The sequence below is a fragment of the Streptomyces sp. NPDC090499 genome, assembly GCF_044769305.1.
Taxonomy (GTDB): domain Bacteria; phylum Actinomycetota; class Actinomycetes; order Streptomycetales; family Streptomycetaceae; genus Streptomyces.
In genome coordinates this window covers 265834-292574 of sequence record NZ_JBIVXP010000005.1, presented here as the reverse complement: position 1 = coordinate 292574, position 26741 = coordinate 265834, and the positions used below count along the sequence as shown (strand labels likewise).

25 protein-coding genes, 2 pseudogenes and 1 riboswitch are annotated in these 26741 nt (G+C 73.2%); of the genes and pseudogenes, 8 read left to right on the top strand and 19 right to left on the bottom strand.

All coding sequences use genetic code 11. The annotated features are described in order from the left end of the window. Position 1: 1 nt before the first annotated feature. A complete protein-coding gene (locus ACIQVL_RS20620; RefSeq protein WP_403439457.1) occupies positions 2-1738 on the bottom strand; it encodes a LuxR C-terminal-related transcriptional regulator in 1737 nt (578 codons plus the stop codon). Between the two features lie 94 nt (positions 1739-1832). Between ACIQVL_RS20620 and ACIQVL_RS20615 the strand changes: the two genes are divergently transcribed. Continuing rightward, positions 1833-2912 (top strand): M12 family metallopeptidase, encoded by a 1080-nt coding sequence (locus ACIQVL_RS20615; RefSeq protein ID WP_403439459.1) that lies wholly within the window; start codon positions 1833-1835, stop codon positions 2910-2912. 247 nt (positions 2913-3159) lie between these two features. On the opposite strand, the pseudogene ACIQVL_RS20610 reads toward ACIQVL_RS20615, so the two are convergent. The 10 genes and pseudogenes from ACIQVL_RS20610 to ACIQVL_RS20565 form a co-directional block, all read right to left on the bottom strand. After that, a pseudogene (locus tag ACIQVL_RS20610) lies at positions 3160-3639 on the bottom strand (LLM class flavin-dependent oxidoreductase); the annotation flags it as partial. After that, complete coding sequence (locus tag ACIQVL_RS20605; RefSeq protein ID WP_403439461.1) at positions 3636-5009, bottom strand: NtaA/DmoA family FMN-dependent monooxygenase; 1374 nt, start codon at positions 5007-5009, stop codon at positions 3636-3638. The gene ACIQVL_RS20605 and the pseudogene ACIQVL_RS20610, both read right to left, overlap by 4 nt. 22 nt (positions 5010-5031) lie before the next feature. After that, entirely contained in the window at positions 5032-6246 is a 1215-nt protein-coding gene (locus ACIQVL_RS20600; RefSeq protein ID WP_403439463.1) for an LLM class flavin-dependent oxidoreductase, read from the bottom strand. 66 nt (positions 6247-6312) lie between these two features. Continuing rightward, on the bottom strand, positions 6313-6408 hold the full coding sequence (locus tag ACIQVL_RS20595) for a putative leader peptide (protein ID WP_403439464.1): 96 nt from the start codon (positions 6406-6408) through the stop codon (positions 6313-6315). A 52-nt stretch (positions 6409-6460) separates the two neighbouring features. Further along, a complete protein-coding gene (locus tag ACIQVL_RS20590; RefSeq protein WP_403476021.1) occupies positions 6461-7207 on the bottom strand; it encodes a GNAT family N-acetyltransferase in 747 nt (248 codons plus the stop codon). Between the two features lie 48 nt (positions 7208-7255). Next, entirely contained in the window at positions 7256-8281 is a 1026-nt protein-coding gene (locus ACIQVL_RS20585; protein WP_403476020.1) for an ABC transporter substrate-binding protein, read from the bottom strand. Between the two features lie 54 nt (positions 8282-8335). After that, positions 8336-9124 carry an amino acid ABC transporter ATP-binding protein gene (locus ACIQVL_RS20580; RefSeq protein WP_403439470.1) on the bottom strand — a complete coding sequence of 263 codons (789 nt, stop codon included), beginning with the start codon at positions 9122-9124 and terminating at the stop codon, positions 8336-8338. Next, on the bottom strand, positions 9121-10101 hold the full coding sequence (locus ACIQVL_RS20575; RefSeq protein ID WP_403439472.1) for an amino acid ABC transporter permease: 981 nt from the start codon (positions 10099-10101) through the stop codon (positions 9121-9123). Before ACIQVL_RS20575 ends, ACIQVL_RS20580 begins: the two co-directional genes overlap by 4 nt. 388 nt (positions 10102-10489) lie before the next feature. After that, positions 10490-10613, bottom strand: a riboswitch (SAM riboswitch). 77 nt (positions 10614-10690) lie between these two features. Continuing rightward, entirely contained in the window at positions 10691-11563 is an 873-nt protein-coding gene (locus tag ACIQVL_RS20570; protein WP_403476019.1) for a glutathione S-transferase C-terminal domain-containing protein, read from the bottom strand. A 128-nt stretch (positions 11564-11691) separates the two neighbouring features. Further along, entirely contained in the window at positions 11692-11823 is a 132-nt protein-coding gene (locus ACIQVL_RS20565) for a hypothetical protein (protein ID WP_403439476.1), read from the bottom strand. A 160-nt stretch (positions 11824-11983) separates the two neighbouring features. On the opposite strand from ACIQVL_RS20565, the gene ACIQVL_RS20560 reads away from it, so the two are divergent. Beyond that, complete coding sequence (locus ACIQVL_RS20560; protein ID WP_403476018.1) at positions 11984-12235, top strand: hypothetical protein; 252 nt, start codon at positions 11984-11986, stop codon at positions 12233-12235. A gap of 166 nt (positions 12236-12401) precedes the next feature. Continuing rightward, positions 12402-13214 (top strand): hypothetical protein, encoded by an 813-nt coding sequence (locus ACIQVL_RS20555; RefSeq protein WP_403439480.1) that lies wholly within the window; start codon positions 12402-12404, stop codon positions 13212-13214. 171 nt (positions 13215-13385) lie between these two features. Here ACIQVL_RS20555 and ACIQVL_RS20550 read toward each other — a convergent pair whose 3' ends face one another. From ACIQVL_RS20550 to ACIQVL_RS20520, 7 genes are all read right to left on the bottom strand, one after another. Continuing rightward, on the bottom strand, positions 13386-14426 hold the full coding sequence (locus ACIQVL_RS20550) for an SDR family oxidoreductase (protein WP_403476017.1): 1041 nt from the start codon (positions 14424-14426) through the stop codon (positions 13386-13388). A 45-nt stretch (positions 14427-14471) separates the two neighbouring features. Next, the gene (locus ACIQVL_RS20545; RefSeq protein WP_403439483.1) at positions 14472-15092 is read right to left on the bottom strand and encodes a TetR/AcrR family transcriptional regulator; all 621 of its coding nucleotides are present in this window, start codon (positions 15090-15092) and stop codon (positions 14472-14474) included. A gap of 391 nt (positions 15093-15483) precedes the next feature. Next, positions 15484-15735, bottom strand: a complete 252-nt coding sequence (locus ACIQVL_RS20540; protein WP_403476016.1) for a hypothetical protein — start codon at positions 15733-15735, stop codon at positions 15484-15486. 69 nt (positions 15736-15804) lie between these two features. Continuing rightward, entirely contained in the window at positions 15805-16143 is a 339-nt protein-coding gene (locus ACIQVL_RS20535; RefSeq protein WP_403439487.1) for a DUF2218 domain-containing protein, read from the bottom strand. 212 nt (positions 16144-16355) lie between these two features. Further along, complete coding sequence (locus ACIQVL_RS20530; RefSeq protein WP_403439488.1) at positions 16356-17723, bottom strand: MFS transporter; 1368 nt, start codon at positions 17721-17723, stop codon at positions 16356-16358. Between the two features lie 61 nt (positions 17724-17784). After that, positions 17785-19260: an NAD-dependent succinate-semialdehyde dehydrogenase gene (locus ACIQVL_RS20525; protein WP_403476015.1), complete on the bottom strand. Its 1476-nt coding sequence runs from the start codon at positions 19258-19260 to the stop codon at positions 17785-17787. A gap of 157 nt (positions 19261-19417) precedes the next feature. Continuing rightward, the gene (locus ACIQVL_RS20520) at positions 19418-20206 is read right to left on the bottom strand and encodes an IclR family transcriptional regulator (protein ID WP_403476014.1); all 789 of its coding nucleotides are present in this window, start codon (positions 20204-20206) and stop codon (positions 19418-19420) included. A 253-nt stretch (positions 20207-20459) separates the two neighbouring features. On the opposite strand from ACIQVL_RS20520, the gene fae reads away from it, so the two are divergent. From fae to ACIQVL_RS20495, 5 genes and pseudogenes are all read left to right on the top strand, one after another. Continuing rightward, on the top strand, positions 20460-21023 hold the full coding sequence (fae, locus tag ACIQVL_RS20515) for a formaldehyde-activating enzyme (RefSeq protein WP_403476013.1): 564 nt from the start codon (positions 20460-20462) through the stop codon (positions 21021-21023). Next, positions 21020-22132, top strand: a complete 1113-nt coding sequence (locus tag ACIQVL_RS20510) for a mandelate racemase/muconate lactonizing enzyme family protein (protein WP_403476012.1) — start codon at positions 21020-21022, stop codon at positions 22130-22132. Before fae ends, ACIQVL_RS20510 begins: the two co-directional genes overlap by 4 nt. Continuing rightward, a pseudogene (locus ACIQVL_RS20505) lies at positions 22129-23650 on the top strand (aldehyde dehydrogenase family protein). Before ACIQVL_RS20510 ends, ACIQVL_RS20505 begins: the two are co-directional and overlap by 4 nt. 43 nt (positions 23651-23693) lie before the next feature. After that, positions 23694-24623, top strand: coding sequence for an NAD(P)-dependent oxidoreductase (locus tag ACIQVL_RS20500; RefSeq protein WP_403476011.1), 930 nt, complete (start codon positions 23694-23696; stop codon positions 24621-24623). Positions 24624-24668: 45 nt separating this feature from the next. Next, positions 24669-25829, top strand: coding sequence for an iron-containing alcohol dehydrogenase family protein (locus ACIQVL_RS20495; protein ID WP_403439502.1), 1161 nt, complete (start codon positions 24669-24671; stop codon positions 25827-25829). Here ACIQVL_RS20495 and ACIQVL_RS20490 read toward each other — a convergent pair. After that, a complete protein-coding gene (locus ACIQVL_RS20490; RefSeq protein WP_403476010.1) occupies positions 25826-26728 on the bottom strand; it encodes a hypothetical protein in 903 nt (300 codons plus the stop codon). The genes ACIQVL_RS20495 and ACIQVL_RS20490 overlap by 4 nt on opposite strands. Positions 26729-26741: the final 13 nt, after the last annotated feature.

The window sequence follows — 26741 nt, the reverse complement described above, 5'->3', positions numbered from 1 at the left end:
GCTAGGCCGACTGCCGGTCCGGCTGCGCCACCAGCCACGGCAGCGCGGTGCGGTCGTTCGCGCCGAGTCGGGTGTAGGCGCTGTAGAGGTGGTTGCCCACCGTCCGTACGGACAGGGTCAGTTGTTCGGCGATCTGCCGGTTGCTGAGGCCCGCGGCGGCGAGGGTGACGATCTGGCGCTGGCGGGCGGTGAGTTCACCGAGCACCAGGCCGGACAGGGCCGGGGTGCGGGCGCCCTGGCAGCGGCGGGCGAGGACCAGCGCGCGAGTGCGGGACATCCGGGCGGCCCGCGGGTCCCGGTGGGCGCGGACCGCCTGGGCGTGGGCCTCGGCCGCGAACAGCAGCAGACCGCGGGCCGCCAGCGCCTCGGCCGCCCGGTCCAGGGCGGCTCCGTCACCGCGGGCGACCGCGTCCGCGTGCCGGCCGAGCACGCCGTCCAGTCGCGCCGCGGCCGCCGCGGCGCCCTCGGGTTCCCCGAGCCGTACGGCGCCGTAGTGCGCGAGACCCCCGTCCCCGCGCACTACGGCGGCTTCCCCCCGTTCAGCGGCGGCACGGGCGAGTTCGGTACGGCAGGCGGCGTCGCCCGGCGCCGCCCGCAGTCCCTCCCTCGCCCACGCCGCCGCCTCTCGCAGCTCCCCCCGAAGCCACGAGTACCGGGCACGCACGGCCGCGTACCCGGGCGGTACGGGCAGGTCTCCCGCCGCCAGCCACTCCCCCACCGGGGCCGGCACCTCCCGTACGTCCAGCTGCTCGATGTGCTCCTGCAGTTGTTCCTGTTCGTCCTTCAGGGCGGGCTCGCACTGCTCGGGGGTGCGGGCCAGCCGGCGGGTCCGCAGCCGGCCTGCCGAGGCGCGCAGCGCAGGGCCGTGCAGGGGGTGGGTGAGGCGGACGGCGCCCCGGTCGTCGACGTGGACGAGGCCGTCGGTCTCCAGCCGTTCGAGAGCGGCCAGGTCGGGGGCGTCGTCGAGGTGGAGCGGCAACGGCTCGGCGAAAGCGAGGCGTCCGAGGGTGTCGCGCTCCCCCGGCCCCCGCCCGTCCAGCAGGGTGGCGATCCGGTCCCGTACGGCCGCGGTGCGGGGCAGCGGACCGCGCCAGGCCCATTCGCCGGTGTCCGGGACCCGGGTCAGCGGGCCGGACTCGCGCAGCGCGCCGAGCAGGTCGCGCAGCAGCCGCAGGTCGCCCCGGCACACCCGGTGCAGGCGGCGCACGGTGAGCGGTTCCAGGCCGCAGTCGGCGAGCAGCGCGGCCGTCTCGTCGTACGGCAGCGGCTCCAGGGCAAGGTGGGTGAGGAGTTCCCCGGTCCACAGCCGGGAGACCGCGCCGGGGACCGGTGCCGTGCCGGCGGCGGCCACCACGAGGCGGGTGCGGCCGTGCGCGGCGAGCTGGTGGACGAGGGCGGCCGAGGCCTCGTCGAGAAGGTGGGCGTCGTCGACGACCAGGAGCCGTACCCCGGACAGGTGCCGGACCGCGCCGGGCAGCGAGACGCGGTCGGAGAGCAGGTGCGCGAACGCGGCGAACGGGAGGGCGCTGGTCTCGGGCGTGCCGGTCACCCGGACGCAGTCGGTGCCCCGTACGGCCTCGGTGATCAGCCGGGTCTTGCCGATGCCGGCCGGACCGGTCACCACGACACCCTGCCGGCCGGCCACCGACGCCCGCCTGACCAGCTCGAGTTCGTCCTCCCGGCCGGTGAACGGCCAGGGCGGTCCGAGGGTGCGGGCATCCCGTTCGTAAGTCGTCACGTGAGTATGAGTCGCGTTACTCAGCTCTGATACAGGGGGACTTGAGTAGCTTCCGACTCAGGCGTGCGGCGGGGTCGAACGGCAGTCTGGGCGCATGACCCGACGCTACTGCTCGCTGCCGCAGCAGTCGGCCCCGGCGTTCGCGCCGGGACTGGCCGCCGAGCGGCTCGGCGCGCTCGTCGGCGGGCGGCGGATGTGGGTCAACGGCACGGTCCTGCACTACTACTTCTTCGACGCCGACACGGACGCCTCGGTGATCCCGGTCCCGGGGACCGGGGAGACCCGCCGGGTGCCGTGGGCGGGTGCGAAGGAGCAGCGGGACGTGGTGCGCGAGTGCTTCCGGGAGTGGCAGGACCTCGGCATCGGGGTGACGTTCGCCGAGGTCTTCGACCGGTGCGAGGCGGAGCTGCGGATCGGCTTCCAGCCGGGGGACGGGTCCTGGTCGGCGGTGGGCCGGGACGCGCTCTCGGTGGGGGCGGGCGAGCGCACCATGAACCTGGGCTGGGACCTGACCGAGCCCGGCGGACGGTGGACCGCGCTGCACGAGATCGGGCACGCGCTCGGGATGCGGCACGAGCACCAGAGCCCGTTCGCGGGCGTCCACTGGGACGACGAGGCGGTCTACGCCGACCTGGCCGGACCGCCGAACCACTGGAGCCGGGAGCGGACCCGCTTCAACATCCTGCGCACGCTGGATCCGTCCGAGGCCAACGGTTCGGTGTGGGACCCGCAGTCGGTGATGCAGTTCCCCTTCGGTCCGGGGCTGGTCCTGGAGCCGGAGCAGTACCACAACGGCCTGTACCCGCCGGGGTCGCTGTCCCCGGCCGACAAGGAGTTCGTGCTCCGCTGGTACCCGCCGGCCGAGCCGTCGGCCGAGCTGGTGCCGTTCCGCTCGGCGCCGCTCAGCCTGGGGCCCGGCGGACAGGCCGACTTCGCCGTGGAGCCGCCGGAGACCCGCGTCTACAGCGTGGGCACCTTCGGGGAGAGCGACTCCGTCGTCGTGGTCTTCGAGGAGCGCGACGGGGAACCGCGCTACCTCGCCGGCCACGACGACGGAGGCACCCCGCACAACACCAGGATCTGCGTCAGGCTCGTCAAGGGCCGCCGCTATGCCGTCCGCGTCCGTCTCCATTCCACGTGGGGGTCGGGGGAGACAGCGGTCATGTGCTGGTGAGAGCACAGCCGCGACGCGGAGGTCGGACCACTGTCCGGCGCCGGGGGAAGCAGCCGCGCGGACGTCACCTTCGGGGGAGGGAGACGTCCGCGCGGCAGCACCGGTGCCCGGGTACCGGGCGAACCTCACGGCCGCGCACCTGGGAACGCGGGGAACTGCGCGACCAGCCACTCTTCTCCCTCTGGTCCACGCCGAGTTCGCGCTGTCAGAGCCGGACCGCCTCCACGGCGCCACCCGGTCGCCCGCGAACGCCCGGCCGCCGGAACCGGGTCCTCGCCGTGGCCTTGTCCTGCCGCCACAGCTGCCGGAACACCTCGTAGCTCTCGGCGTTGCGGTCCCACTGGTCCTCGGGCGTCACGTGGAACAGCTCGCGCTGGGCGGAGCCGTTGCCCTTGCCGATGATGAGGTCGAGGCGGCCCTCCGAGAGGTGGTCGAGGGTCGCGTAGTCCTCGTACGCCCGGACGGGGTCCAGCAGGCTGAGCGTGGTCACCGCGGTGAACAGCCGGATGCGCCGGGTGAGCGCGGCGACATGGCTGAGCACCACGGTCGGCGAGGAGGAGATGAACGGGCGCTCGTGCCGCTTCCCCACCCCGAAGCCGTCGAAGCCCAGTTCCTCGGCGAGCACGGCGTTGTCGAGCACCTCGCGGAACCGGTCGTGGGTGGACTTCTGTCTCCCCGTGACCGGATCCGGGCGGTGCACGATCAGGGTGATCGCCAGGAACTTCACGACGCCACCCGCTCGCCCCGCGGCGAGTCGGGACGGGCGAGGCCCAGGTGGTCGCGCAGGGTGGTGCCCTCGTACTCGGTGCGGAAGACGCCCTGCTCCTGGAGGAGCGGGACGACCCTGTCGGCGAAGGTGTCGAGGCCGCCCGGGGTGATGTGCGGGACCAGGATGAAGCCGTCGGAGACGTCGGCCTGCACGAAGTCGTTGATGGTGCGGGCGACGGTGGCCGGGGAGCCGACGAAGGTCTGCCGGTTGCCGGTGTTGATCACGAGGTCGCGGATGGACCACTTGTTGGCCTCGGCGAGCTCGCGCCACTCGCGGGCGATGGCGAGCGGGTCGCGGTACATCCGGACCTGGGCGCGGCCCCGGGAGATGTGCTCCTCGCCGACCAGCGGGTCCACGTCGGGCAGCGGGCCCTCCGGGTCGTACGACGACAGGTCCCGGTTCCAGACGAACTCCAGGTGCTTGACGGCGGTCGCGCCGCTGACCTGCTGGCGGCGGACCTGGTGGGCGATCTCCTCGGCCTCCGCGTCGGTGTCGCCGAGGACGAAGCTGGCGGCGGGCAGGATCAGCAGGTCCTCGGGGCGGCGGCCGTACTTGGCGAGGCGGGACTTGACGTCCGTGTAGAAGGCCTGGCCGGCGTCGAGGGTGGCGTACCGGCTGAAGATCGCGTCGGCGCCGGAGGCGGCGAACTCGCGGCCCTCGTCGGACTCGCCGGCCTGGAAGACCACCGGGCGGCCCTGCGGGGAGCGCGGCACGTCGAACTGGCCGTGGATGTCGAACTGCGGGCCCTTGTGCACGAAGGAGCCCGCCCTGGCGTCGCTCAGGAAGGTGCCGGTGGCCTGGTCGGCGAGGATCTCGTCGCCGTGCCAGGAGTCGAAGAGCTCGTTCGCGGTGGCGAGGAACTCCTTGGCGCGGGAGTAGCGCTCGTCCTGCGGCAGGAAGCCGCCGCGCCGGAAGTTCTCGCCGGTGAAGGCGTCCCAGGAGGTGACCACGTTCCACGCGGCCCGGCCGCCGGAGAGGTGGTCGAGGCTGGCGAACTGGCGGGCCACCTCGTAGGGCTCGTTGAAGGTGGAGTTGATGGTGCCGGTGAGGCCGAGGTGGTCGGTGACGGCGGCCAGGGCGGCGAGGACGGTGAAGGTGTCGGGGCGTCCGACGACGTCCAGGTCGTATATTTTTCCGCCCTGTTCGCGCAGCCTCAGGCCTTCGGCGAGGAACAGGAAGTCGAACCTGGCGCGTTCGGCGGTCCTCGCGAAGTGCGTGAAGGAGCTGAACTCGATGTGACTGCCGGCGGCCGGGTCGCTCCACACGGTGGTGTTGTTGACGCCGGGGAAGTGGGCGGCCAGGTGGATCTGCTTCAGCGGCTTGCTCATGTCGGTGCGGGGTCCTTCCGGCTCAGGCGGTGGCAGCGGCATAGCGGTTGGCGGGGCGGGCGAGCCCGAGCAGGCCGCGCAGGGTGTCCGCCTCGTAGGCGGTGCGGAAGCGGCCGCGGCGCTGGAGTTCGGGGACCAGTTCCGCGGTGATGCGGGGCAGGTCGTGGCCGAGGACGGCGGGGCGGAGCCGGAAACCGGTGAGGCCCGCGGCGGCGAACTCCTCAAGGAGGTCGGCGAGTTCGGCGGCCGTACCGGTGAAGATCCGTGCGTCGCTGGTGAACTCGCCGCCGTCGAGGGCGTCCAGGCGCTCCTTGCGGGCGACGGCCGCGGACCGGTCGTCGTCGAGGAGGACCACGAGGTCGCCGAAGACGTGCACGGTGTCGCCGGCCCGTCCGGCGGCCTCCTGCTCGACGCGGATCTCGGCGACGACGGCGCGGGCGTCGGCGCCGTCCTGCGGGGTGACGTAGCCGACGTCGGCCTGGCGGGCGATCAGCCGGTAGGGGACGGTCTGGTGGCCGAGGGCGGTGACGAGCGGCTGGCCCTGCGGCGGGCGCGGGGTGATGGAGGGGCCCTTGACGCTGAAGTGCCGGCCCTCGAAGTCGATGTAGTGCAGCTTGTCGCGGTCGATGAAGCGGCCGGTGGCGGCGTCCCGGATCTCGGCGTCGTCCTCCCAGCTGTCCCAGAGCCTGCGTACGGCCTCGACGTGGTCGGCGGCCTCGTCGAAGTGCTCGGTGAGCCGCTGCTGTCCGGCCGGGGACCGCAGTTCCGCGAGGTCGAGCGGCGGGAAGGTGCGGCGGCCGAAGTGGTCCGCCTCGTTCGGGCGGGCGGAGATCTGCACCCGCAGCCCGGCGCGGCCGGTGCTGACGTAGTCCAGGGTGGCGATCGCCTTGGAGATGTGGAACGGCTCGGTGTGGGTGGCGATCACCGTCGGCACCAGGCCGATGTGACGGGACAGGGGCGCGATCCGGGACGCGATCAGGACGGCGTCCAGGCGGCCGCGGACCTGGTCGGTGCGGCCGTCGAGCTCGCCGTGGTGCGAGGACTGCAGGCCGAGGCCGTCCTCGATGGTGACGAAGTCGACGAGGCCGCGCTCGGCCTCGGCGACCAGGTCGGCCCAGTATCCGGCGGTGAACAGCTCGCGGGGGCGGGCGACCGGCTCGCGCCAGGACGCCGGGTGCCAGCCGGTGCCGTCCAGGGCGACGGCGAGGTGCAGGTGTGAAGCGGGAGATGAGGACACAGTGGTGCCTTCCTGAGGGTCCGTACGAGGGCGCGCCGGAGAGGGGGCGCGGCGGGGGACGACTGGTCAGGAACAACAGAGCGCGGCGGCCACGCGCTGGAGGTCGATGTGCGGCCGGGAGTGCAGGACGGTACGGCGGCTGCGGCTGAGGACACGTGTCACGTCCCGTACCTCCCCGCTCTCCCGGTCTGCTCCGCGTACATCTCGGCGTGACTCACAACAGACCGGCGTTCGTGGTTGTTCCCGGGCTGCGCAGCAGCAGGGTGCGGCCGCGCAGCCGCTCGGTGAAGCCGATCGACTCGTAGAGCCGGATCGCGTTCGCGTTGCCCGGGGCCGCGTGCAGGAACGGGGTCTCGCCGCGCTCCCGGATCCCGGCGGCGACCGCGCGGACGAGGCGGGTGGCAAGGCCCCGGCCCCGGTGCTCCGGGTCGGTGCAGACGGCGCTGATCTCCGTCCAGCCGGGCGGCCGCAGCCTCTCCCCCGCCATGGCGATCAGCCGGCCGCGGTGCCGGATGCCGAGATAGGTGCCCATCTCGACGGTCCGGGTGCGGAACGGGCCGGGTTCGGTGCGGGCGACCAGGTCGAGCATCTCGGGCACGTCGTCCGGCCCGAGCCGTACCGCCTCGGGGGCGGGCTCGGCCCGCAGTGCCGTGTCCACGAACTGGACGCCGGTCCCGCCGCCGATCACCTCCCAGCCGGTCGGTGCCGCCTCGACCGGCTTGATCTTCACGGTCGCTCCCGGGCCGACGAGTGTGCGCAGGTCGGCCCAGGCGGCCGGGTCGGTGGGGTCGGCGAGCGCCGCGTAGGTGTAGACGTCGTCGGGGTACCGGGCCGCCCTGCCGAACCGCTCGGCGAGGTGGGCGTGCGGGCCGGTGAGGGCCGACCAGACGGCGTTGTCGAGCGGGGACGTGTCGGGGGCGAGCGGGGCACCGCCTCCGTGGAGGCCGGTCTGGAGGGTCACGGAGGCGCGGTCCTTTCTCGCCTTGCGGTGTTGCTTCCTGACGGGTGGTCAGCTGTTGTCGAGCGGCAGTCCGGGCGGGTTGACCTCGGACTTGGCGACCGCCTCGTTGGAGAGGTTGTAGGCCTTGAGCCACTCGGCGTACTGGCCGTTCTCGATCAGGTGGTTGATGGCGTCCGCAAGGGGCTTGGCGAGGCCGCTGTCCTTCTTGGCGGTGGCCGCGATCAGGCCCTGGAGGCTGCCGCCCGCGCCGGAGTAGGTGCCCGCGGTACGGGTGGCGTTGGGCGTGTTCGCGGTCTGCTTGTTGTGGTAAGCGATGCCGGGGTTGGGGCCGAGGTAGGCGTCGATCTTGCCGCTGGACAGGGCCAGGTAGACGCTGTTGCTGTCCTGGAAGTACTTGACGGTGAGCTTCTTGCCCTCGCTCTCCAGCTTCTTCTTCCACTCCAGGAGGATCTTCTCCTGGTTGGTGCCGGCGCCCACGGAGACGGTCTTGCCGGCGAGGTTCTCGTAGTCGCCGTCGAAGTTCCAGGTGCTCTTCTTCGGCACGGCGAAGGCGAGGTTGTCCTGCCGGTAGGAGGCGAACTCGTACTTCTTCTTGCGCTCCTCGGTGTCGGTGACGTTGGAGAAGGCCACGTCGACCTTGCCGCTGTCGATCCCGACGAACATGTTCTCCCAGGTGGCGTTCTGGATCTCCGGCTTCAGACCGAGAACCGCGGCGACCAGGCGCGCGAGGTCGGGCTCGGAGCCGGTGAGGGTCTTCTGGTCGCTGCCCACGAAGGCCAGCGGCGGGAACCCGGCGGGCAGGGCACCCTCGCCGATGACGAGCTTGCCGCTCTTCCTGACCGAGGCGGGCAGTTCGGCGCTGATGGACTTGACCTCGGAGACCTTGATCGTGGTCTGGGTGGCGGCGCCGTTGGAGACCTGGCCGATGACGACCTCGCCGGTCTTCGCGGCGGAGGTGGTGGTGGCCGCGTCGCTGTCGCCCCCGCAGGCGGCAAGCCCGGTGGCGAGGGAGGCGACGGCGGTGGCCGCGGTGATGCCTCTGAGCAGGCTGCGTCGGGTGAGGAGCGTGGGCATGGCTGTCCTTCGTGAGGTGATGAGAGAGGTGACGGGGCGGGTGAAAGGGGTGGTTCAGAGGACCTTGCTGAGGAAGTCCCTGGTCCGCTCGTGCTGCGGGTTGTCGAGGACCTCGGAGGGCGGGCCCTGCTCGACGATCCGGCCGCCGTCGATGAAGACGACCCGGTCGGCGATCTCGCGGGCGAAGCCGATCTCGTGGGTGACGATGACCAGGGTGGTGCCGCTGGTCGCCAGGTCCTTGATGACGGCGAGGACCTCGCCGACGAGTTCGGGGTCCAGGGCGGAGGTGGGCTCGTCGAAGAGGATCACGCCGGGGCGCAGGGCGAGCGCACGGGCGATGGCGACGCGCTGCTGCTGGCCGCCGGAGAGCTGCCGGGGGTAGGCGCCGATGCGCTCGCCGAGGCCGACCCGTTCCAGGAGTTCCTTGGCCAGCGCCTGGGCCGCGGGCTTGCCGAGCTTCCCGGTGGCGGCGGGGGCGGCGGCCACGTTGTCCAGCACGGTCAGGTGCGGGAAGAGGTTGAAGTTCTGGAAGACGAAGCCGATCCGGCCGCGCTGGGCCAGGATGGCGCGCTCGCTCAGCTCCTTGAGCCGGCCGCTCTGCCGCTTCACCCCGATCGGCTCGCCGTTGATGCTGACGTGGCCGCGCTCGGGCTTCTCCAGGTGGTTGACGACCCTGAGGAGGGTGGACTTGCCGGAGCCGGACGGGCCGATGACGACGGTGACCTCGCCGGGGCGGATGGTCAGGTCGATGCCGTCGAGGACGCGGTGGGCGCCGTACCACTTGTGGACGCCGTGGATCTCCAGGGCGGCGGGGGCCGTCTCCAGGGTGTCGGTGGTGGTCATACCGCGGCCTCCCGGCGGATGCGGGCGCGCAGTTCGGTGAGGCCGGCGCGCAGTTTCTGCAGGGGGGTCGGGGGCAGCGCGCGGGTGGCGCCGCGGGCGTAGTACCGCTCCACGTAGAACTGGATCACGGAGACGACGCTGGTCAGGATCAGGTACCAGACGGTCACCACGAGGAGCAGCGGCACGATGTCGCCGGGGTAGGTGGAGCCCATGCTCTGCGCGGAGCCGAACAGGTCGAGCAGCGAGACGTAGAAGACCAGCGAGGTGCTCTTGATCAGACCGATCAGCTGGTTGACGTAGTTCGGGGTGATCGACCTGAGCGCCTGCGGGAACACGATCTTCCGGAACTGGTAGCCCTTGGGCAGGCCGAGCGCCGCGGCCGCCTCGTGCTGGCCCTGGTCCACGGAGAGGATGCCGCCGCGGACCACCTCGGCCGCGTAGGCGGCCTCGTTGAGGCTGAGGCCGATGACGGCGACGACCATGTCGGTGGCGAGCTTCGACTCGTCGAAGGAGAAGAAGGCGGGCCCGAAGGGGACGCCGATGCTCAACGTCTTGTACAGGGCGCTGAAGTTGTAGAGGAAGAGCAGGACCACGATGAGCGGTATGGACCGCAGCGCCCACACGTAGGTCCAGCTGACCGCCCGCAGCACCGGGCTCCTCGAGAGCCGGGCCAGGGCCAGGAGGATGCCCCCGAGCAGGCCCAGCACCGCGCTGTAGGCGGTGACTTCGAGGGTGATGGCGAGTCCGTCGAGGATGGTCGGCCGCAGGAACCAGTAGCCCCAGCGGTCCCACTGGTAGAAGGGGTTGGTCACCAGTCCGTGCACGAACTGGGCGGCCAGGACCAGGACGACGGCGGTGGCGATCCACCGTCCCGGTCTGCGCAGCTGCTGAACGCGCTGTGCGGCGAGGGGCGGTGACGGTTCGTCGGCGGCGGGTGCCTCGGGGGCGGCGATCGTGGCGCCTGGGGGTTCACTCATGGCGGGCTCCGGCGGAGTCGGACACCCACGTGTCCCGCGGCGGGGGCCGCGCACCGGGCCGTGTTCGGGCACGGCGCGGTGCGCGGAGGCGCGCGGGGCACGGGGCGGGGCGGACGGCGGCACACCGGACGGCCGGTGTCTCGACGGGGACGCTGGGGTGCGAAGCTGCGGGGAACCGGCGGAAAGGCCTGGTCAGACCCGACAGCGGGCACAGCCCGGTGCGGTACACGCGCTACACAGGGCGCTGTTGACACGGAGCAGGTCGACGGCGCGGTCGGCGACGAGCGGGCTCGGGTACGGGCGTACGCAGCCGTCGGCGCGGCGCTGGGCCGTGCTGGAGGCTGCGTACATGTCCGTCACCTGTCACTGTCGTGCCGGCCCCGAGGGGCACTCGCGCTTACCGAATCGTCGCTTGCCGAAACGTCGTCGGTCCGGTCGTCACCTGGGGCACCCCACCGCGGTGCGAGGGTTGCCGGTCAGCAAGCCAGGGCTTGACGCTGACGCTCATGACCGTTCTGGTCCGCAAGTAACGCAGTTGCCCGAACGAATGTCAACGCCTGTCCGACTGGCGAAACGGTTCGGGCCGCTCTCACCTGCGCGGACAGCCGGGTGCGTCCGCCGCGTGGCCCGCCCAGTCCAGGATCTGGACGGCCGCGCCGGCGGCCTCCAGGCCCTGGCAACGGCCGTGGTGGCGGCGGGCGATGCCGTCGAGGTCCAGGTGGGTGCCGAAGGCCGGGTGGGCGGCCAGCCGGCGGGCGTAGGCCCACAGCGCCGGGTGGCCGGCGACGGCGTGCACCGCGGCGGCGTCGAGGTGGTTGCGGTGCACGGTGTCGAGTTGCACCAGCGCCACCCACAACTCGATGTCGGCGGCCGTGAGTTGATCGCCGACCAGGAACTCGGCCCCGGTCAGCCGGCGCTCCAGCTCGGCCAGGGCCGCGAGCAGCACCGCCAGCGCCTGCGGGTCGCCGCCCTCGCGTCCGGCGCGCTGGGCGGCCTGCTCGATGTCCTCGGCGCACAGCCGCTCGACGGCCTCGATCCCGCCCTCGGCACCGCACGGGTAGAGCCGGGCGGCGCCGTCACCGAAGTGCTGGTCGAGGTCGCGCAGGATGTCCCGGCTGTGCGTGCTGACGATACGGCCGGACCAGCCGTCGCTGAACACCGGCGCGAGGGCCGGTCCCGCATAGCGGTGCGCGCTGGCCTCGTACAGCGGGCGCAGCACCGCGTGGCTGCCGTCGGGACAGTCCGGGACGGCGGGCAGGAAGGTGACCGGACAACAGTCGTCCAGGGCCAGCAGGGTGTGCCCGACGGCGATCCGCAGGCCGTCGGGACAGGCCGTGGACAGGTGCAGCCGGTAGCGGCGCGGCACGGCGTAGTGGCCGCTGCGCGCGTCGCGGCCGATGCGGCCCCGGAAGGCGGGGGCGGTGCGGACGGCCGGCAGGGCGGCGAGTGGAGTGATGGACATGCGTCTCCCCGGGGGCGGGCGGGCGCGCGGACGTACGCGCGGCCGAAGCGTTCGTCGGTCGGGTGCTCGGCGGGATTCGGTGCGTCCTGGCGGACGGGCGCCCGGCTCGTACGGCCGGGATCGGGCGCTCAGCCTCTGCGGCCGGTGGCGCCGCACATGCGCAGCAGGTCGAGGTGGCGGCGGGAGGTGAGCAGGGGGGCCGGCCAGGGTGCGGGGCTCTCGCGGCGCTGTCTGCCGGTGAGCATGCGCAGGCGACCCATCTTTCCCTACCTTTTCACTAGGATTCCCATCTGGAGTGTCGATCGGCCTCCGCCCGGCGTCAAGGGGGCGTCCACGCCTGGGACACCCGGCTCCGACTTGCCGTCGGCCGGGCGGGGCGGTGCGCTGGTGGCGGAGGCCGAGTGACAGGAGCCGGTGCCGATGACCGAGCCCCCGGGTCCCGGGCCGGTGCCGGGCGCCGTGCCCGAGACCTTCGCGTTCCGCTGCGGGCGGTGCGGCCATGGCTGGGAGGCCGTCTTCCAGGCGGTGTTCTTCACCGACCCGGTCGCCGATCCGGAGCTGCAGAGCACCCTGGAGTACGTCGACGAGGCAGGCCGGGCCGTGCCGTCGCCGCTCACGGACGCGGTGTGCCCGCGCTGCGGCAGCCGGCGGGTGCGGATCACGCCGGCCTGATCACGACGCTCACCCGAATGGCACGTGCGAGTGGTCGGGGCCCGCGGCCGGTGGTGGCGTGGAGGTCGTACCGACGCCGTCCGGCGTCGTCCGGCGTCGTCCGGCGAAAGGGGCGCACCGGCGCCGTCCGCCGGTGACGTACCGCGTTCCCGAGGAGGCAGTCGCGATGACCCGTCCGTCCCGACCCGCGCGTGTGCTCGCCACGGCCCTGGCGGCGGGGACCCTGCTCGCCACGGCGGCGGCCTGTTCGGACGGCAGCGGCTCCCCCGAGGCCGCGGCCGTGTCGCCCGCCGCCGAGCGCTCCCCGGCCCCGTCGCGCACCCCCGCGCTCACCGGCCCCGGGGCGCAGGCCGCACTGATCACGCCGGCCGACATCGAGGACGACTGGCAGCTGGCCAACGACGCGGCCACCTGGCGCAACCAGATGCTGGTCGGGAAGGTCGACGTCGCCGGCTTCCTCACCGCCAAGTCCGACGCGGCCGACTGCCAGCGGCTGCTGGACAGCCTCTACTCCGACACCCTGCTGGGCCGCGCCACCGGCGCCTCCGGGCTGCGCGGCTTCACCTCGGAGGACTCCCGGCTGCTGTACCAGGTCGGCGACTACGGCCAGGCGGCCGTGGACGCCACCGTCAAGTGGCTGAAGAACCTCCCCACGGAGTGCAACCAGTTCTCGGCCACCGCCTCCGACGGCAGCAAGCGGACCGTCCAGGTCGTCGAGTACAAGGAACCGCCCAAGGCGGGCGACAACCTGGCGGCCCTCACGGTCACCGTCGCGGGCACCTCGAACGGGCAGCCCGCCACGACCACCCTGGACGTCGCGGTGCTGCGCGTCGGCGCCTCCGGGGCCGCGGTCACCAACGGCGGCCTCTCGGGCGCCGACCACGACAGCACCGCCCTGGCCGTGCAGAACGGCGCCAAGCGCCTCCGGGATGTGCTGTCCGGCAAGACCCCGGCACCGCTGCCGAGCCAGTTCGACTAGGCCGGTCGGGCATCGGGGTGGGGCACGGGCACCTCTGCGGGAGTCGATCAACGGGTGCAACTCGTGCCGCCCTGGCCTGCCGTGCGGCCCCCGCCCGTCAGCGGTCCGGGTCGGTCCACACCCCCGGGCGCTCGGCGTCGGGCGCGAGCCGGACGTGGTGGGGTGCGGGGGTCAGGAGCCGGCTGTCGGCAGGAGGCCGAGCTGGAGGAGGCTTTCGGCGGTGGCGGCGACGGAGTCCTCGCTGCTGCGCGGGGTCCAGCCCAGCAGGGTGCGGGCCTTGTCGTTGCTGACGTGGCGGATCTTGCCGAGGTTGGGCAGCAGGCCCTTGAGTGCCGGGTTGGTCTCGGCCGCCTGGCGGACCGCCTCGTCGGGCAGTTCGAGGACGGGTACGCGTGCGGCGGCTTCGCCGAGCCGGGCGCGGACGGCGAGCGCGATCTGGTGCAGGGAGACGGCGTCCCCGGCCGCGGCGATGAACCGCTGCCCGGCGGCCTCGGGTGCGGTCATGGCGCGCAGGTGCAGCTCGGCGGCGTCGCGCACGTCCACGACCGCGAAGTACAGGCGCGGGGTGCCGGGCAGTGCGCCGTGGAACAGGCCCGTGATCATGTTGATCGAGGCGGCATGGTCGGTTCCGACGACCGGGCCGAAGATGCCGACCGGGTTGACGACGGACAACTCCATCGTGCCGCCCCGGTGCTTCATGAAGTCCCACGCGGCCTGCTCGGCCAGGGTCTTGGACTTGATGTAGGCGGGCAGATCGGCGTCCGTGTCGCTCCAGTCCTCCTCGGTGAACGCCCGGTCGGTGGCCGGGCGGCCGTAGCCGACGGCGGCGAAGGAGGAGGTGACCACGGTGCGCTCGACGCCCGCGTCGCGGGCCGCGCGCAGCACCCGCAGCGTGCCCTCGCGGGCCGGGACGATCAGGTCGTCCTCGTGCTCGGGCTCCTCACCCGGGAACGGCGAGGCGGTGTGCAGGACGTAGCGGCAGCCGGCGACGGCCTGCGCCCAGCCGTCGTCACGGGTCAGGTCGGCCTCGACGAAGGTCAGCCGGTCGCCCGCCCGGGCGCCCATGGCGTCCAGGTCCGTGCGGACCTGGGGCTCGCGGGCCAGGGAGCGCACGGTGGTGCGGACCTGGTGGCCCTCGGCCAGGGCCTGGGCGATCACCCGTCCGCCCAGGAAGCCTGAGCCGCCGGTGACCAGGACAGTGTCGGTGCTCATCAGAGGGGTCCTTTCGAGCATTCGAAGAACGGAGGTACGGGGAAATCAGCGGCCGGGCGGTGTGCGGTCCGAGCTGCCGGCGGTCAATGCGGGCAGCAGCAGGGCGTCGACGACTGCGATGAGCTGGGCCGGACCTGCCTCGGTGCCGGTGAAGAGCTTCTCCACGAAGAAGCTGCCGAGCAGGAACATCTCCGCATGCGCCAGCGCCGGATTGTCGGCACGGACGACGCCGCGTTCGACGTACCGGTTCAGGATCGAGCGCAGCTGGTCCAGGTAGGGGGCGAACATCACGTCGCGCAGCGCCTGGGCGAGCTGGGGGTCGGCCATGACCGCCTGCCAGATGCCCAGCGTCGGGGTGCCGTAGGGGTGCGGGGCGGGCATCGACGATGCCAGCTCCACCAGGTCGCCGCGCAGGTCGCCGGTGTCGATCGGGGCCAGCGGCGGGTACTTGCGCGTGACCATGGCGGTCACGACCAGCCTCGGCTTGTTCTCCCACTGCCGGTACAGGGTGGCGGTGCTGGCCTTCGCGCGCCGGGCCACCTCGTCGACGGTGGCCTGCTCGTAGCCGACCTCGGCGACCAGGTCGAAGGCGATGTCGAGGATCTCCCGTTCCCGTTCGGCCGTCAGCCGCCGGCGCCGCGATCCCGGCGCCTGCTTGTCGGTCATGGTCCCCGCCTCCGGTCGTGGGTGGTATGCGCCGCGCACGTAGCGAAAACGCATTTTCGACAGTACGTTTTCGATAACGCGGACGCAACTCGGCCCTGCAACCGCGGCTGGACGGAAAGGTTCCGCCCGGATCGGAGAGAGGCACCACCGTGAGCCGGCAGGCGCCCGCCCGCGAGGGCACCCTGCGGGTGCTGCGCGCGGCCCGCACGGCCGGCGTGCGCCGCGCCGTGCTGACCTCGTCGTTCGGCGCGGCCGGATACGGCCGTCCGGCGAGTGGCCGAGCGTTCGCCGAAGACGACTTGAGCGACCTGTCAGGGCCAGGCGTCACCGCGTGCACGAAGTCCAGGACGCCGGCCGAGAGGGCCGCGTGGGACTTCGTGCGCGAGCGGGATCAGGGGCCGGAGCCGGCGGTGGTCGACCCGGTCGGCGTCTTCGGCCCGGCCCGGGGCTCGCACCTGTCCGGGTCGCTGCAGCTGGTCCAGGCCATGATGACCGGGAGGGTGCCCGGCATCCCCGACCCGCACACCGCCGTGGTCGACGTGCGCGGCGTCGCGGACCTGCACCTGCGCGCCCTGACCGCGCCCGCGGCGGCCGGACACGGGTTCGTCGCCGCGTCCGGCGACGCGGTGCCGTTCGCGCGCATCGCCCGGACGCTGCGCGACCGCCGTGGCGAGGGCGCCCGCCGCGTCCCCGTCAAGCCGGTACAGCCGGCTCAGTGGGGTTTCGGGTCCTCGGAGTTGCGCTGGGTGGTGCCCGGCTCGCCGTTGTCGCGGTGCCAGGCGACGACGAGTTCGTCGCGGGTACCGAAGCGGACCAGGTGCCGGCCGACGACGTCTTCCAGGACGTCGAGGTTCCCGGGGTCCGTCTCCACGGTCAGCAGCAGGGCGCCCTCGGTCGCGGTGAGGGTGCCGGTGCCGTTCTGGAAGACGATGCCGCCGGTGCCCGTCTCCTCGTCCCAGCTGGTCTGCGAGCGGCGGCCGAGGTGCGAGGCGAGCTGCTTGGCGTAGCGGGCGGGGCGGTCGGTGGGGACGCGGGCTTCGGAGCGGGCCATCTGGGACTCCCGGTGGTGCGGGGCGGGCGGGCGGTGACGGGCTCACGCTACGTCGGGGCGGGGGGTCCGGCGCCGTACCCGGGGCCGCAAGCTATGCATGCCGGTCGTGTCACCTGACGCCGTCGAAGCCCGCGCGGACGGCACCCGGCACGGCCGGGCGGGCCCCGCGGGCGTTCGCTCGCGGGGCCCGCCCGGCCTCGTGGGCAGGGGCGTCAGCCGTTCACCGGGCCGCGTGCCGTCCGCGCCGCCTTCGCGAGGTCCAGGTCCGTGGTCTCCGGGGCGAGGAACTGGGAGACCAGGCCGCCGAGCGCGAGCACCCCGGCGCCGACGAGGAGGACGAACTCGACTCCGAACCGGTCGAGGCCCATCGGCAGCAGGAAGGTGCCGACGGCCGCGCCGACCCTGCTCATCGCGGTGGCGAAGCCGACGCCCGTGGCGCGCAGCGAGGTGGGGAACACCTCCAGCGGGTAGACGGCGGTGAGCGCGCTGGAGGCCGCGTTGAGGAAGATGAAGAAGAGGAAGCCGCAGACGATGACGGGCGTCGAGTGCGGCCACACCGCGACCAGCGCGAGACAGGCCGCGGTGATCCAGAACGGCGGGATCAGCAGCCTGCGGCGGCCGATGCGGTCCACGACCAGGCAGCCGGCGGTGACCCCGGCGACCGCGGTGAACGAGTAGACGAGCAGCGCCGCGACCGCGTTGTCGCCCATGTTCAGGGCGTCGAAGACCTGCGTCCAGAACGTGCCGATGGCGAAGTACGGCAGCACCAGGGCCGCCCAGAAGACGCTCGCGAAGACCGTGCTGCGCAGGTGGTCCCTGCTGAACAGCGCCCAGAAGCCGGCCTGTCCGGTCGCGCTCCGCTCGTCGAGTTCCGCGTCGACGTCGATCTCGATGCCGTAGCGCTCGATCAGCGCCTCGGCCTCCTCCCGGCGCCCCTTGCTCAGCAGCCAGCGGGCCGACTCGGGGATGCCGCCCCGGAGGGACACGCACACCACCGCGATGACCGCGCTGCTGGCCAGGGACCAGCGCCAGCCGCCGTCGACGTCCGCGAACAGGGCGCCGACCACGGTGGCCAGCGCGTAGCCGACGTACCAGCTGATCTCCAGGCTGGCCAGCAGCCGGCCGCGGCCCTGCTTCGGGGCGTACTCGGACAGCAGCGGGGCGCCGATGGCGTACTCACCGCCGATCGCGACACCCATCAGCAGCCGGATCAGGAAGAGCTGGAGCCCGTCGGTGACGAAGAACTGGAGGACCGAGCCGACCAGGAAGACCAGCATGTCGGCGAGGAACACCGGGCGGCGGCCGTAGCGGTCGGCGAGGCGGCCGAAGAGCGGGCCGCCGACGAAGATGCCGATCAGCGGGGAGGCGCCGACCAGGCCCTCCATGAGCGTGGAGAGGTGCAGGTCGGCGGTGAGCGCGGTCATCGCCATGCCGATGCCGCCGATGATGTAGCCGTCGATGCCCTCGCCGATCTGGGTGGCGAGCTTCAGCTTCGTCTGCAGGCGGCGGCGTTCGCGGACGCGGTCGGCGGGCACTTCGGGGGTGCCGGGCGGTTGCTGGGTCGCAGGCGTCATTGCCATGAGCGGTCCTCGGGGTGAGCGGGTGAGCGGGCGGGGACGGGCAGAGGTGCGAAGGGGCCGGTCAGAGGGGCCAGTCGAGGGCGATGTACTGCGTCTCCAGGAAGGCCTCGATGCCCTCGCGGCCGCCTTCCCGGCCGAGGCCGGACTGCTTGACGCCGCCGAAGGGCGCGGCGGGGTCGGAGAGCAGGCCGCGGTTGACGCCGACCATGCCGGCCTCCAGGCGTTCGGCGAGGCGCAGGGCGCGGCCGACGTCGCGGGAGTGGACGTACGAGGCCAGGCCGTGGACGGTGGCGTTGGCGCGGGTGACCATCTCGTCCTCGTCGGTGAAGGTGGTGAGCGGCGCGACGGGACCGAAGACCTCCTCGTGCAGGATGCGGGCGTCGTCGGGGACGTCGACGAGGACGGTCGCGGGGTGGAAGTGGCCGGGTCCGTCCGGGACTTCGCCCTGCGCGGCGATCCGGGCGCCGCGTGCCACCGCGTCGTCGACCAGGGAGCGGATCTTGTCCACGGCCGCCTGGTTGATCATCGGGCCGAGGGTGACGCCCTCCGCGAGGCCGGGGCCGACGCGGACGGCGGTCATGGCGGCGCCGAACTTCTCGGCGAACTCGGCGGCGACGCCTGCGTGGACGTAGAACCGGTTGGCGGCGATGCAGACCTCGCCGCCGCCGCGCATCTTGGCGTCCATCGCGCCGCGTACGGCGGCGTCGACGTCGGCGTCCGCGCACACCACGAAGGGGGCGTTGCCGCCCAGCTCCATCGTCACGTTGACGACGTTCGCCGCGGCCTGCGCCAGGAGGAGCCTGCCGGTGGCGGTGGAGCCGGTGAAGGAGAACTTGCGGACCCGTTCGTCGCCGAGCCAGGCGGTGACGACCTCGGGGGCGCGGTCGGTCGGCAGCACGTTCAGCAGGCCATCGGGCAGGCCGGCTTCGGTGAGCAGTGCGGCGACCGCGAGCGCGGTGAGCGGGGTCTCGGGGGCGGGCTTGAGCAGCACCGGGCAGCCGGCCGCGAGCGCGGGGGCGATCTTGCGGGTGGCCATGGCGGCCGGGAAGTTCCAGGGGGTCACGAACGCGGTGACGCCGACGGGGTGCCTGCGTACGACGTGCCGGTAGCCGCCGGCCGGGGCGTCCCCGAAGGAGGAGCCGATCCGGACCGCCTCCTCGGCGAACCAGCGGAAGAACTCGGCCGCGTAGCCCACCTCGGCCGCCGCGTCCCGGTGGGCCTTGCCGTTCTCCAGCACGATGAGCCGGGCGAGGGTGTCGGTGTGCTCGCGCATCAGCTCGAAGGTGCGGTGCAGGATCTCCGAACGGCGCCGGGGCGGGGTCGCCCGCCAGCCGGCCGCGGCCGCCTGTGCCGCCTCGACCGCCGCGCGGGCGTCCTCGGGCCCCGCCGCCGAGACCTCTCTGACCGGATCGCCGGTGGCCGGGTCGTACACGGGGTAGGTCCGTCCGTCGGCGGCCGGGAGCCAGCGGCCGCCGAGGAACACATCGCCTTCCGCGAGCGGCGCCTTGGCCAGGAGGTCGATGCCGGCGAGGTTCATGAGCTGCTCTTTTCTCCGTTCCGGACGAGGCTCGTCCGATGCGCGGTGAATTTACGAGCGCGTCATGAAGCCGACAAGGCAACCCCGGCCGATCGCAACGGGGGTTGCTGTGAGGGCAACTCGCCGATCACGCGGGGAGCCCGCCGCAGGAGAGCCCTCAGGTGAGCCGGGCCCGCGCCTGCGGGGCACGCCGGGGCTCCCAGCCCAGCAGCGACGACACCCTGGCCGCCGCCCGTGCCGTGGTGCGCCCCGCCTCGTCGAGCCGGTCGCCGAGCCGGGCCTTCGGGGCGGAGATGTTGATCGCGGCGACGACCCGGCCCCGGAAGTCCCGGATCGGCGCCGACACCCCGACCAGCTCCTCCTCGAACTCCTCGCTGACCCGCGCGTAGCCCTGCCGCCGGGCGTCCTGGATGAGCGCCCACAGGTCCTGCACCGGTATCTCGCCGGTCGTCCCGAAGCGGACGTACAGCTCGTCCGGGGTCGCGTCGGCGAGCAGCACGCGCCCGGCCGACAGCCGCCAGGCGGGCACCCCGCGCCCCTCCCAACCGTGCACGCGGAAGGAGTGCCCGGAGACGGAGAGCAGGGTGAGGACGTCCCGGTCGCTGAGCACGCACAGGTGGCTGGTCTCCTCCAGGTCGGCGGACAGCGCGTGCATGACCGGCTCGGCCACCCGCACCAGCCGGCTCTCGGAGGTGCGGGCGACCAGGGAGAAGAGCCGCCAGCCGAGGCGGTACTCCAGGGTGTCGGGGTCGCGCTCGACGATGCCCTCGGCGGCCAGCGCCTTCAGGGCCCGGGAGATCTGGGTCTTCTCGCGGCCCACCAGCTGGGCGAGGCGTACGACGCCGAGGCCGCCGGCATCCTGGGCCTCGTCGGAGGCGAGGGCTTCGAGGAGGTCGATGTCGCGGCGCAGGCCGTGGCCGCGGGAGGCCGCGGAGGAGTCGGTCACGGGGTCATCGTAGGCGCGTAAACCGGTGAAGGAACCCCAGGTCAGCGTCGAAGTTGTCAGCAGAGCAACCGGCGTTTCGATTCCCGTCGGCGCCTTGCGAGGGGGTGGCGGCCGACCTAGATTCGCCGCATCGGGCCGGAGGAACCGCACCGAATGCGAGGTTCGTCCTGGCAACAGGTTCCGCATACGAGCCGCACGTGAGGTTCGTCCTTCCGCGCCCGGTGCGTCACGCTTCCCAGGCTCAGGAGATCCGATGCCCACGCCGGTTTCCCCCACCCGTCCGCCCGGCTTCGCGGCGACCGCGCTGATCGGCGAGTCGTTCGTCGGCGACGGCGCGAACGCCGCCCACACCAACATCGTGCTCGGACGCAAGGGCGGCCCCGTCGAGACCGCGTGGGCGACGGCGCTGGCCACGCCGAGCGCCGGGCACGTGCCGTTCCTCACGGTCGTGCGGCCTTCGGTGCCGGTGAAGCCGCTGACCCTGTTCGTGACCAAGGCGGCCGCCGCGGGCGAGCTGCACGAGCGGGCGACCTGGGGTGCCGCCCAGGCCGGCCTCGCGCAGGGGGTCGCGGACGCCGTCGAGGAGGGGCTGGTCCCGGCCGCGGACGCCGACGACCTGCTGATCATCGCCGCGATCTGGGTCAACCCCGCGGTCGACGACCTGGACGCCTCCTTCCGCAACCAGCGCGCCGCCGCGTACGGCGCGGTCCGGGCCGCCGTGACCGGCACGCCGACCGTCGCCGACGTGCTGGCGGCCGCCAAGGAGGGCGCCACGAACCCGTTCTACTCGCCGACCGCCGAGGTGCTCGCCCGATGAAGATCACCGACGTCGTCCTGGACCGGCTCCGGCTGGAGCTGGACCCCCCGTTCCGCGCCGCCTGGGACCCCGAGCCGCGCCGCGTCTTCGACGCGACCATCGTGCGCGTCCACACCGACGAGGGCGTCACCGGCATCGGCTCCGGCGACCTGATGGACGGGTTCGAGACGTACAAGCACCTGTTCGTCGGCGAGGACCCGCTCGACATCACCCGGCACGTGCGGGCGATCGAGACCGCCAACTTCCACGGCGCCCACTACTGGCCGCTGGAGGCCGCGCTCTGGGACGTCATCGGCAAGGTGCACGGCCGCCCGGTTTCGGAGCTCTTCGGCAACGCGGCGAAGAAGCTGCCCGCGTACGCCTCCTCCGGCGAGCTCAAGTCCCCCGAGGAGCGGGTCGAGACCGCGCTGAGGGTGCGCGAGGCCGGTTTCCGCGCCATGAAGATCCGGATCGACCGCAACCGCGTCGACGAGGGCGTCGCGGCGGTCCGGGCGGTGCGCGAGGAACTGGGGCCCGGCTTCGAGATCATGGTCGACCTCAACCAGTCCTGGCGGATGGCCGGTGACACCGCGAACGCCTCCGACCTCGCCAGGACCCGCAAGACCGTCGCCCGCCTCGCCGAACTCGACGTCTTCTGGGTGGAGGAACCGCTGCCGTACGCCGACCTGAACGGCTTCCGGCAGCTGCGGGCCGAGAACCCGGGGGTGCGGATCGCCGCCGGCGAGATGCACCACTCCCCCACCGAGTTGCTGCGCTACCTGGAGGAGGACGCCCTCGACATCTACCAGATGGACGTGGTGCTCGCGATCGGCATGCACCGCGCCCGCACCCTGGCCGAGCTGGCCCAGCTGAAGCACCGTCAGTTCACTCCGCACAGCTGGACCAACGGCATCGGCGTGCTCGCCAACCTGCAGGTCGCGGCGGGCGTCGGCGGCGGCCCGTTCTTCGAGTTCCCCTACGACCCGCCCGGCTGGACCCCCGAGCGCCGCGACTTCATGCTCGCCGAGCCGGTACGGGTGAACGCCGACGGCGATCTGGAGGTCCCGGACCTGCCCGGCCTCGGCGTCGAGCTGGACGAGGACGCGATCGACCGCTGGAGGATCAAGTGACATACCCGATCGACGAGTTGCTGGCACGCTCGTACACAGACTGGCTGGCCGCGGCCGGCAAACTCGCCTTCGAGACGCGCCCGTTCATCGACGGCTCCTTCACCGACGCCACCTCCGGCGACTCCTTCACCAGCGTCTCGCCGCGCGACGGTGCGGTGCTGGCCCAGGTGCAGGCCGCGGGCGCCGAGGACGTCGACCGGGCGGTGCGGTCCGCGCGCGCCGCCTTCGAGGACGGCCGCTGGCGTGACCTCGCCCCGAAGGAGCGCAAGCGGATCCTGCTGCGCTGGGCCGAACTGATCCTCGCCGACGCCGAGGAACTGGGCCCTCCTGGACACCCTGGAGATGGGCAAGCCCATCACCGAGTCGGTGCGGGTCGACGTGGCCAAGGCGGCGGAGACGATCGCCTGGTACGCCGAGACGATCGACAAGACGTACGACGAGGTGGCCCCGACCCCCGGTGACGCGCTGGCGCTGATCACCCGCGAACCCCTCGGTGTCGTCGGCGTGGTCGTGCCCTGGAACTACGCGCTCCTGATCGCCAGTTGGAAGCTGGGCCCGGCGCTCGCCACCGGCAACAGCGTGGTCCTCAAGCCCGCCGAGCAGACCTCGCTCGCCACGCTCCGGCTGGCGGCGCTGGCCACCGAGGCGGGGCTGCCGGACGGCGTGCTCAACGTGGTTCCGGGGCGCGGGGAGGTCGCCGGCCAGGCGCTCGGGCGCCACCCGGAGGTCGACAAGATCGCGTTCACCGGGTCTGCGGAGGTCGCCCGGCTCTTCCAGGTGTACGCGGGCGAGTCCAACGGCAAGCAGGTCGCCGTGGAGGCGGGCGGCAAGTCGCCCCAGCTGGTCCTGGCCGACGCCGACATCGAGGCCGCCGCGTCCGCCGTGGCGTGGGGGATCTTCTACAACACGGGCCAGACCTGCAACGCCGGTTCCCGGGTCGTCGTGCACGCCTCGGTCAAGGACCGACTCCTCGACGCCGTGGGGCGGATCACCGCCGAGACCTTCCGCGTCGGCGACCCGCTCGACCCGGCCACCGTCATGGGACCCGTCGTGGACGAGGCCCAACTCGCCAGGGTCCTCGGCTACATCGAGCGCGGAAAGGCGGACGGGGCCCGGGTGCTGCTGGGCGGCGGGCGCACCCTCACCGGCACCGGCGGCAGCTTCGTCGAGCCGACCGTGCTGGACGGCGTGGCGAACACGTCCGTCGTCGGCCGGGAGGAGATCTTCGGCCCGGTGCTCGCCGTGGTGTCGTACGACGGGGATGTCGAGGACGGCGTACGGCTCGCGAACGAGAGCGACTTCGGGCTGGTCGCGTCCGTCTGGACCCGGGACGTGACGGTCGCCCACCGCACCGCGAGGCGGCTGCGGGCCGGCACGGTCTGGATCAACACCTTCGACGCGAGTGACGTGATCACCCCGTTCGGCGGCTTCAAGGCCACCGGCGCGGGACGCGACAAGTCCCTGCACGCGCTGGACGCGTACACGGCGCTGAAGACCACCTGGATCAACCTGGCCTGAACGGCCCCGTCCCCCTACTTCACTTCACCTAGCGAGGACAACGATGAGGATCGGTTTCATCGGCCTGGGCAACATGGGACGCCACATGGCCCGCCACCTGATCCAGGCGGGACACCGGGTCACCGTGCACGACACCCGGCCCGAGGCCGCCGCCGAACATCTGGCGCTCGGCGCGAGCTGGGCCGGCACCCCTGCCGCGTGCGTGGCCGACGCCGAACTGCTGATCACGATGCTGCCGAACCCGCGCATCGTGGAGGAGGTGCTGCTGCGCGGCGCGGCCGCCGAGGCGCTGCCCGCGGGCGCCCGGTGGATCGACATGTCGACCTCCACCCCGGCCGTCGCGGACCGGATCGCCGCCGACGTCCTGGACCGGCGCGGGGTGCGCCGCCTGGACGCCCCCGTCAGCGGCATGGCGCACGGTGCCGAGGCCGGGCGGCTGCAGATCTTCGTCGGCGGCGCCGCGGACGACTTCCGGGCCTGCCTGCCGGTCCTCGAGGCCATGGGCGACCCCGACAAGGTGCTGCACGTGGGCCCGCTGGGGGCCGGCTACACGGTCAAGCTGATGATCAACCTGCTGTGGTTCACGCACCTGGTCGCCACCTCCGAGGTGCTGGCCATGGGTACGAAGGCGGGCGTCGACCTGGGCGTGCTGCGCACCTCGCTGCTCGCCAGCCCGGCCGCCTCGCACCTCCTGGAGAAGGACCTGCTGTCCGTGCTGGTCGACGGCGACTACGACGACTCGTTCGCCATGGTCCTCGCCTGCAAGGACCTGGGCCTCGCCGTGGACCTGGGCCGCGACCTGGGCGTCGCCACCGAGCTGTCCGCGCTCGTGGAGCAGATCTACCGCCGCTCCAAGGCGGAACACGGCGACCTGGCCGGGGAGATGAGCCCGGTCCGGCTCTACGAGGCCCTGGCCGGGCGGGAGTTCCGGCTGCCGAGTCCGGAGGAGGCCCTGCTGAGCACCCCCGCCTGAGTCGAACCACACACCCTCCACCCGCGTCTCCAGGAGCCGTACGCCATGGGCGAGTCCCTCACCAGCCAGCTGACCGTCGACCCCACCTGCCGTATCGAGTTCGGTCCGGGCCGCCTCTCGTACCTGCCCGACCTGGTCTCCTCCCTCGGCATGAGCCGCGCGTTCGTGGTCACCGACCGCGGGCTGCGGGCCGCCGGCATCGTCGGCCGGGTGCTCAAGGTGCTGGACGCGGCGGGCGTCGAGCACGGGGTGTACGACGGGGTCGGCGCCAACCCCTCCACCGGCAACGTCGACGAAGGCGCCGCACGAGCGCGGGAGTTCGGCCCGGCCGTGGTGGTCGCCCTCGGCGGCGGCTCGGTCCTCGACGCGGCCAAGGGCATCTCGCTCCTGGTCGGCAACGCGGACGCGGCGGCGGCCGACGCGGACGCGCTGTGGGAGGCGCTCGACGGGCTGCCGCTGATCGCGGTCCCGACCACCTCGGGCACCGGTGCGGAGACCAACGGCTTCGGGGTCGTCGAGGACACCGGGGCCCGCCGCAAGGTGTACCTCGGCCACCCTTCGGTGAAGCCGCGGATCGCGCTGCTCGACCCGGAGCTGACGCTCGGCCTGCCCGCCCGGATCACGGCGGCCACCGGCATCGACGCCCTCGTGCACGGCATCGAGTCGCTGGCCTCGCGGGGCGCGAACCCGGTGTCGGTGGCGTACGCGACGCAGGCGGTGGCGATGGTCGGCCGCTGGCTGCCCGTCGCCCACGCCGACGGCTCGGACCTGGAGGCACGGGCCGGGCTGATGCTCGGCGCCCACCTGGCGGGCCAGGCCCTGACCATCTCGGGGCTCGGCCTGGTGCACGGCATCGGGCACGCCCTGACCGCCCACACCGGCACCCCGCACGGGGTCGCGCTCGCCGCCGTCCTGGAGGAGGTCCTGGAGTTCAGCGCACCGGCCGCGCAGGAGGCGTACGAGCAGACCGCCCGCGCCCTGCGGCTCGCCCCGCCCGCCGACGGCGACTGGGCGCGCGCCGCGATCGGTGCCGTCCGCGAGATCTCCGGCGCCCTCGGCATCAAGCGGCCCCTGCGCGAGCTGGGCGCCCGCCCGGACCTGCTGCGCCCCGTCGCCGCGGGCGCCCTCGCGGACGCGGTCACCCGCAACGCGCCCCGGCAGCCCACCGAGGAGCAGATCCTGGGGATCCTCGAAGCGGTGTACTAGGCCTGTCCCCGGTGGGTTCCGAAGGGCCCGTCACCGGTGCGCCCCACGTCGGGTCTGCCGACCGGGGCGTACCAGGTCACGCCGTCGGCCACCGCGGGCAGGCGCCCGTTGCGGTCCGCCAGTGGCACGGCGGGCCGGTCGTCGGCGTTCGCGGAGAGCACGAGGCGGGCTGCCGTCCGCCACCGTTCGTAGGTGTCGGGCGCGGCGGTCGCCAGCCGGTGCACGTCGGTCACCCGGAGCCGGCCGCCCAGGCCGCCCGCTCCCGTCGGGCGCAGCCACCGCAGCTCCGCACCGGCCAGCGGCTCCGCCGCCCGGTCCGGCACCACCTGCTCGCAGCGGGCCAGGTCCTCTCCGGCGGCGGTCGCGTACAGGGCCAGTGCGACCAGTACGACGGCCATGTGCGCGTCGAGCGCGTTGCCTCCGGCGGGCGGGTAGAGCCGCTCGTAGACCTCGCCGTCGCTCGGCAGGGCCCAGGCGCACAGCCGCCGCGCCCAGTGCAGGCAGTCGGTCAGCGGCGGGGTGCCGGTCGCGGTCAGGACACGGTCCTCCCAGCGCAGGTGCCCGGGGGCGCCCGGCGACGGCGGGTACAGCGTCCGGTCCTCGGAGATCCGCGGCAGCATGTCGATCCTGACCCTCGCGCCCGGGAACCGGGGCGGAGCACCCTGTGCGCTCAGGTGCAGCAGCTGCCGCACCCCGCACGCGGCCACCTCGGGGTCGGTCCAGACGTGGCCCTCCGCGCACTCCAGGTGCGCCTCGCGTCCGTCGGCCACCAGCGTCAGCCCTGCCGTGCGGCCGCAGCGGGGACAGAACAGCGGCACGTCCAGCACGTCGTCGATCAGATCGCCGTACTTCGCCACGACGATCTCGTCGGCGACCAGCACCCGGACCAGTCCCTGCACGCGTCTCCCTCCG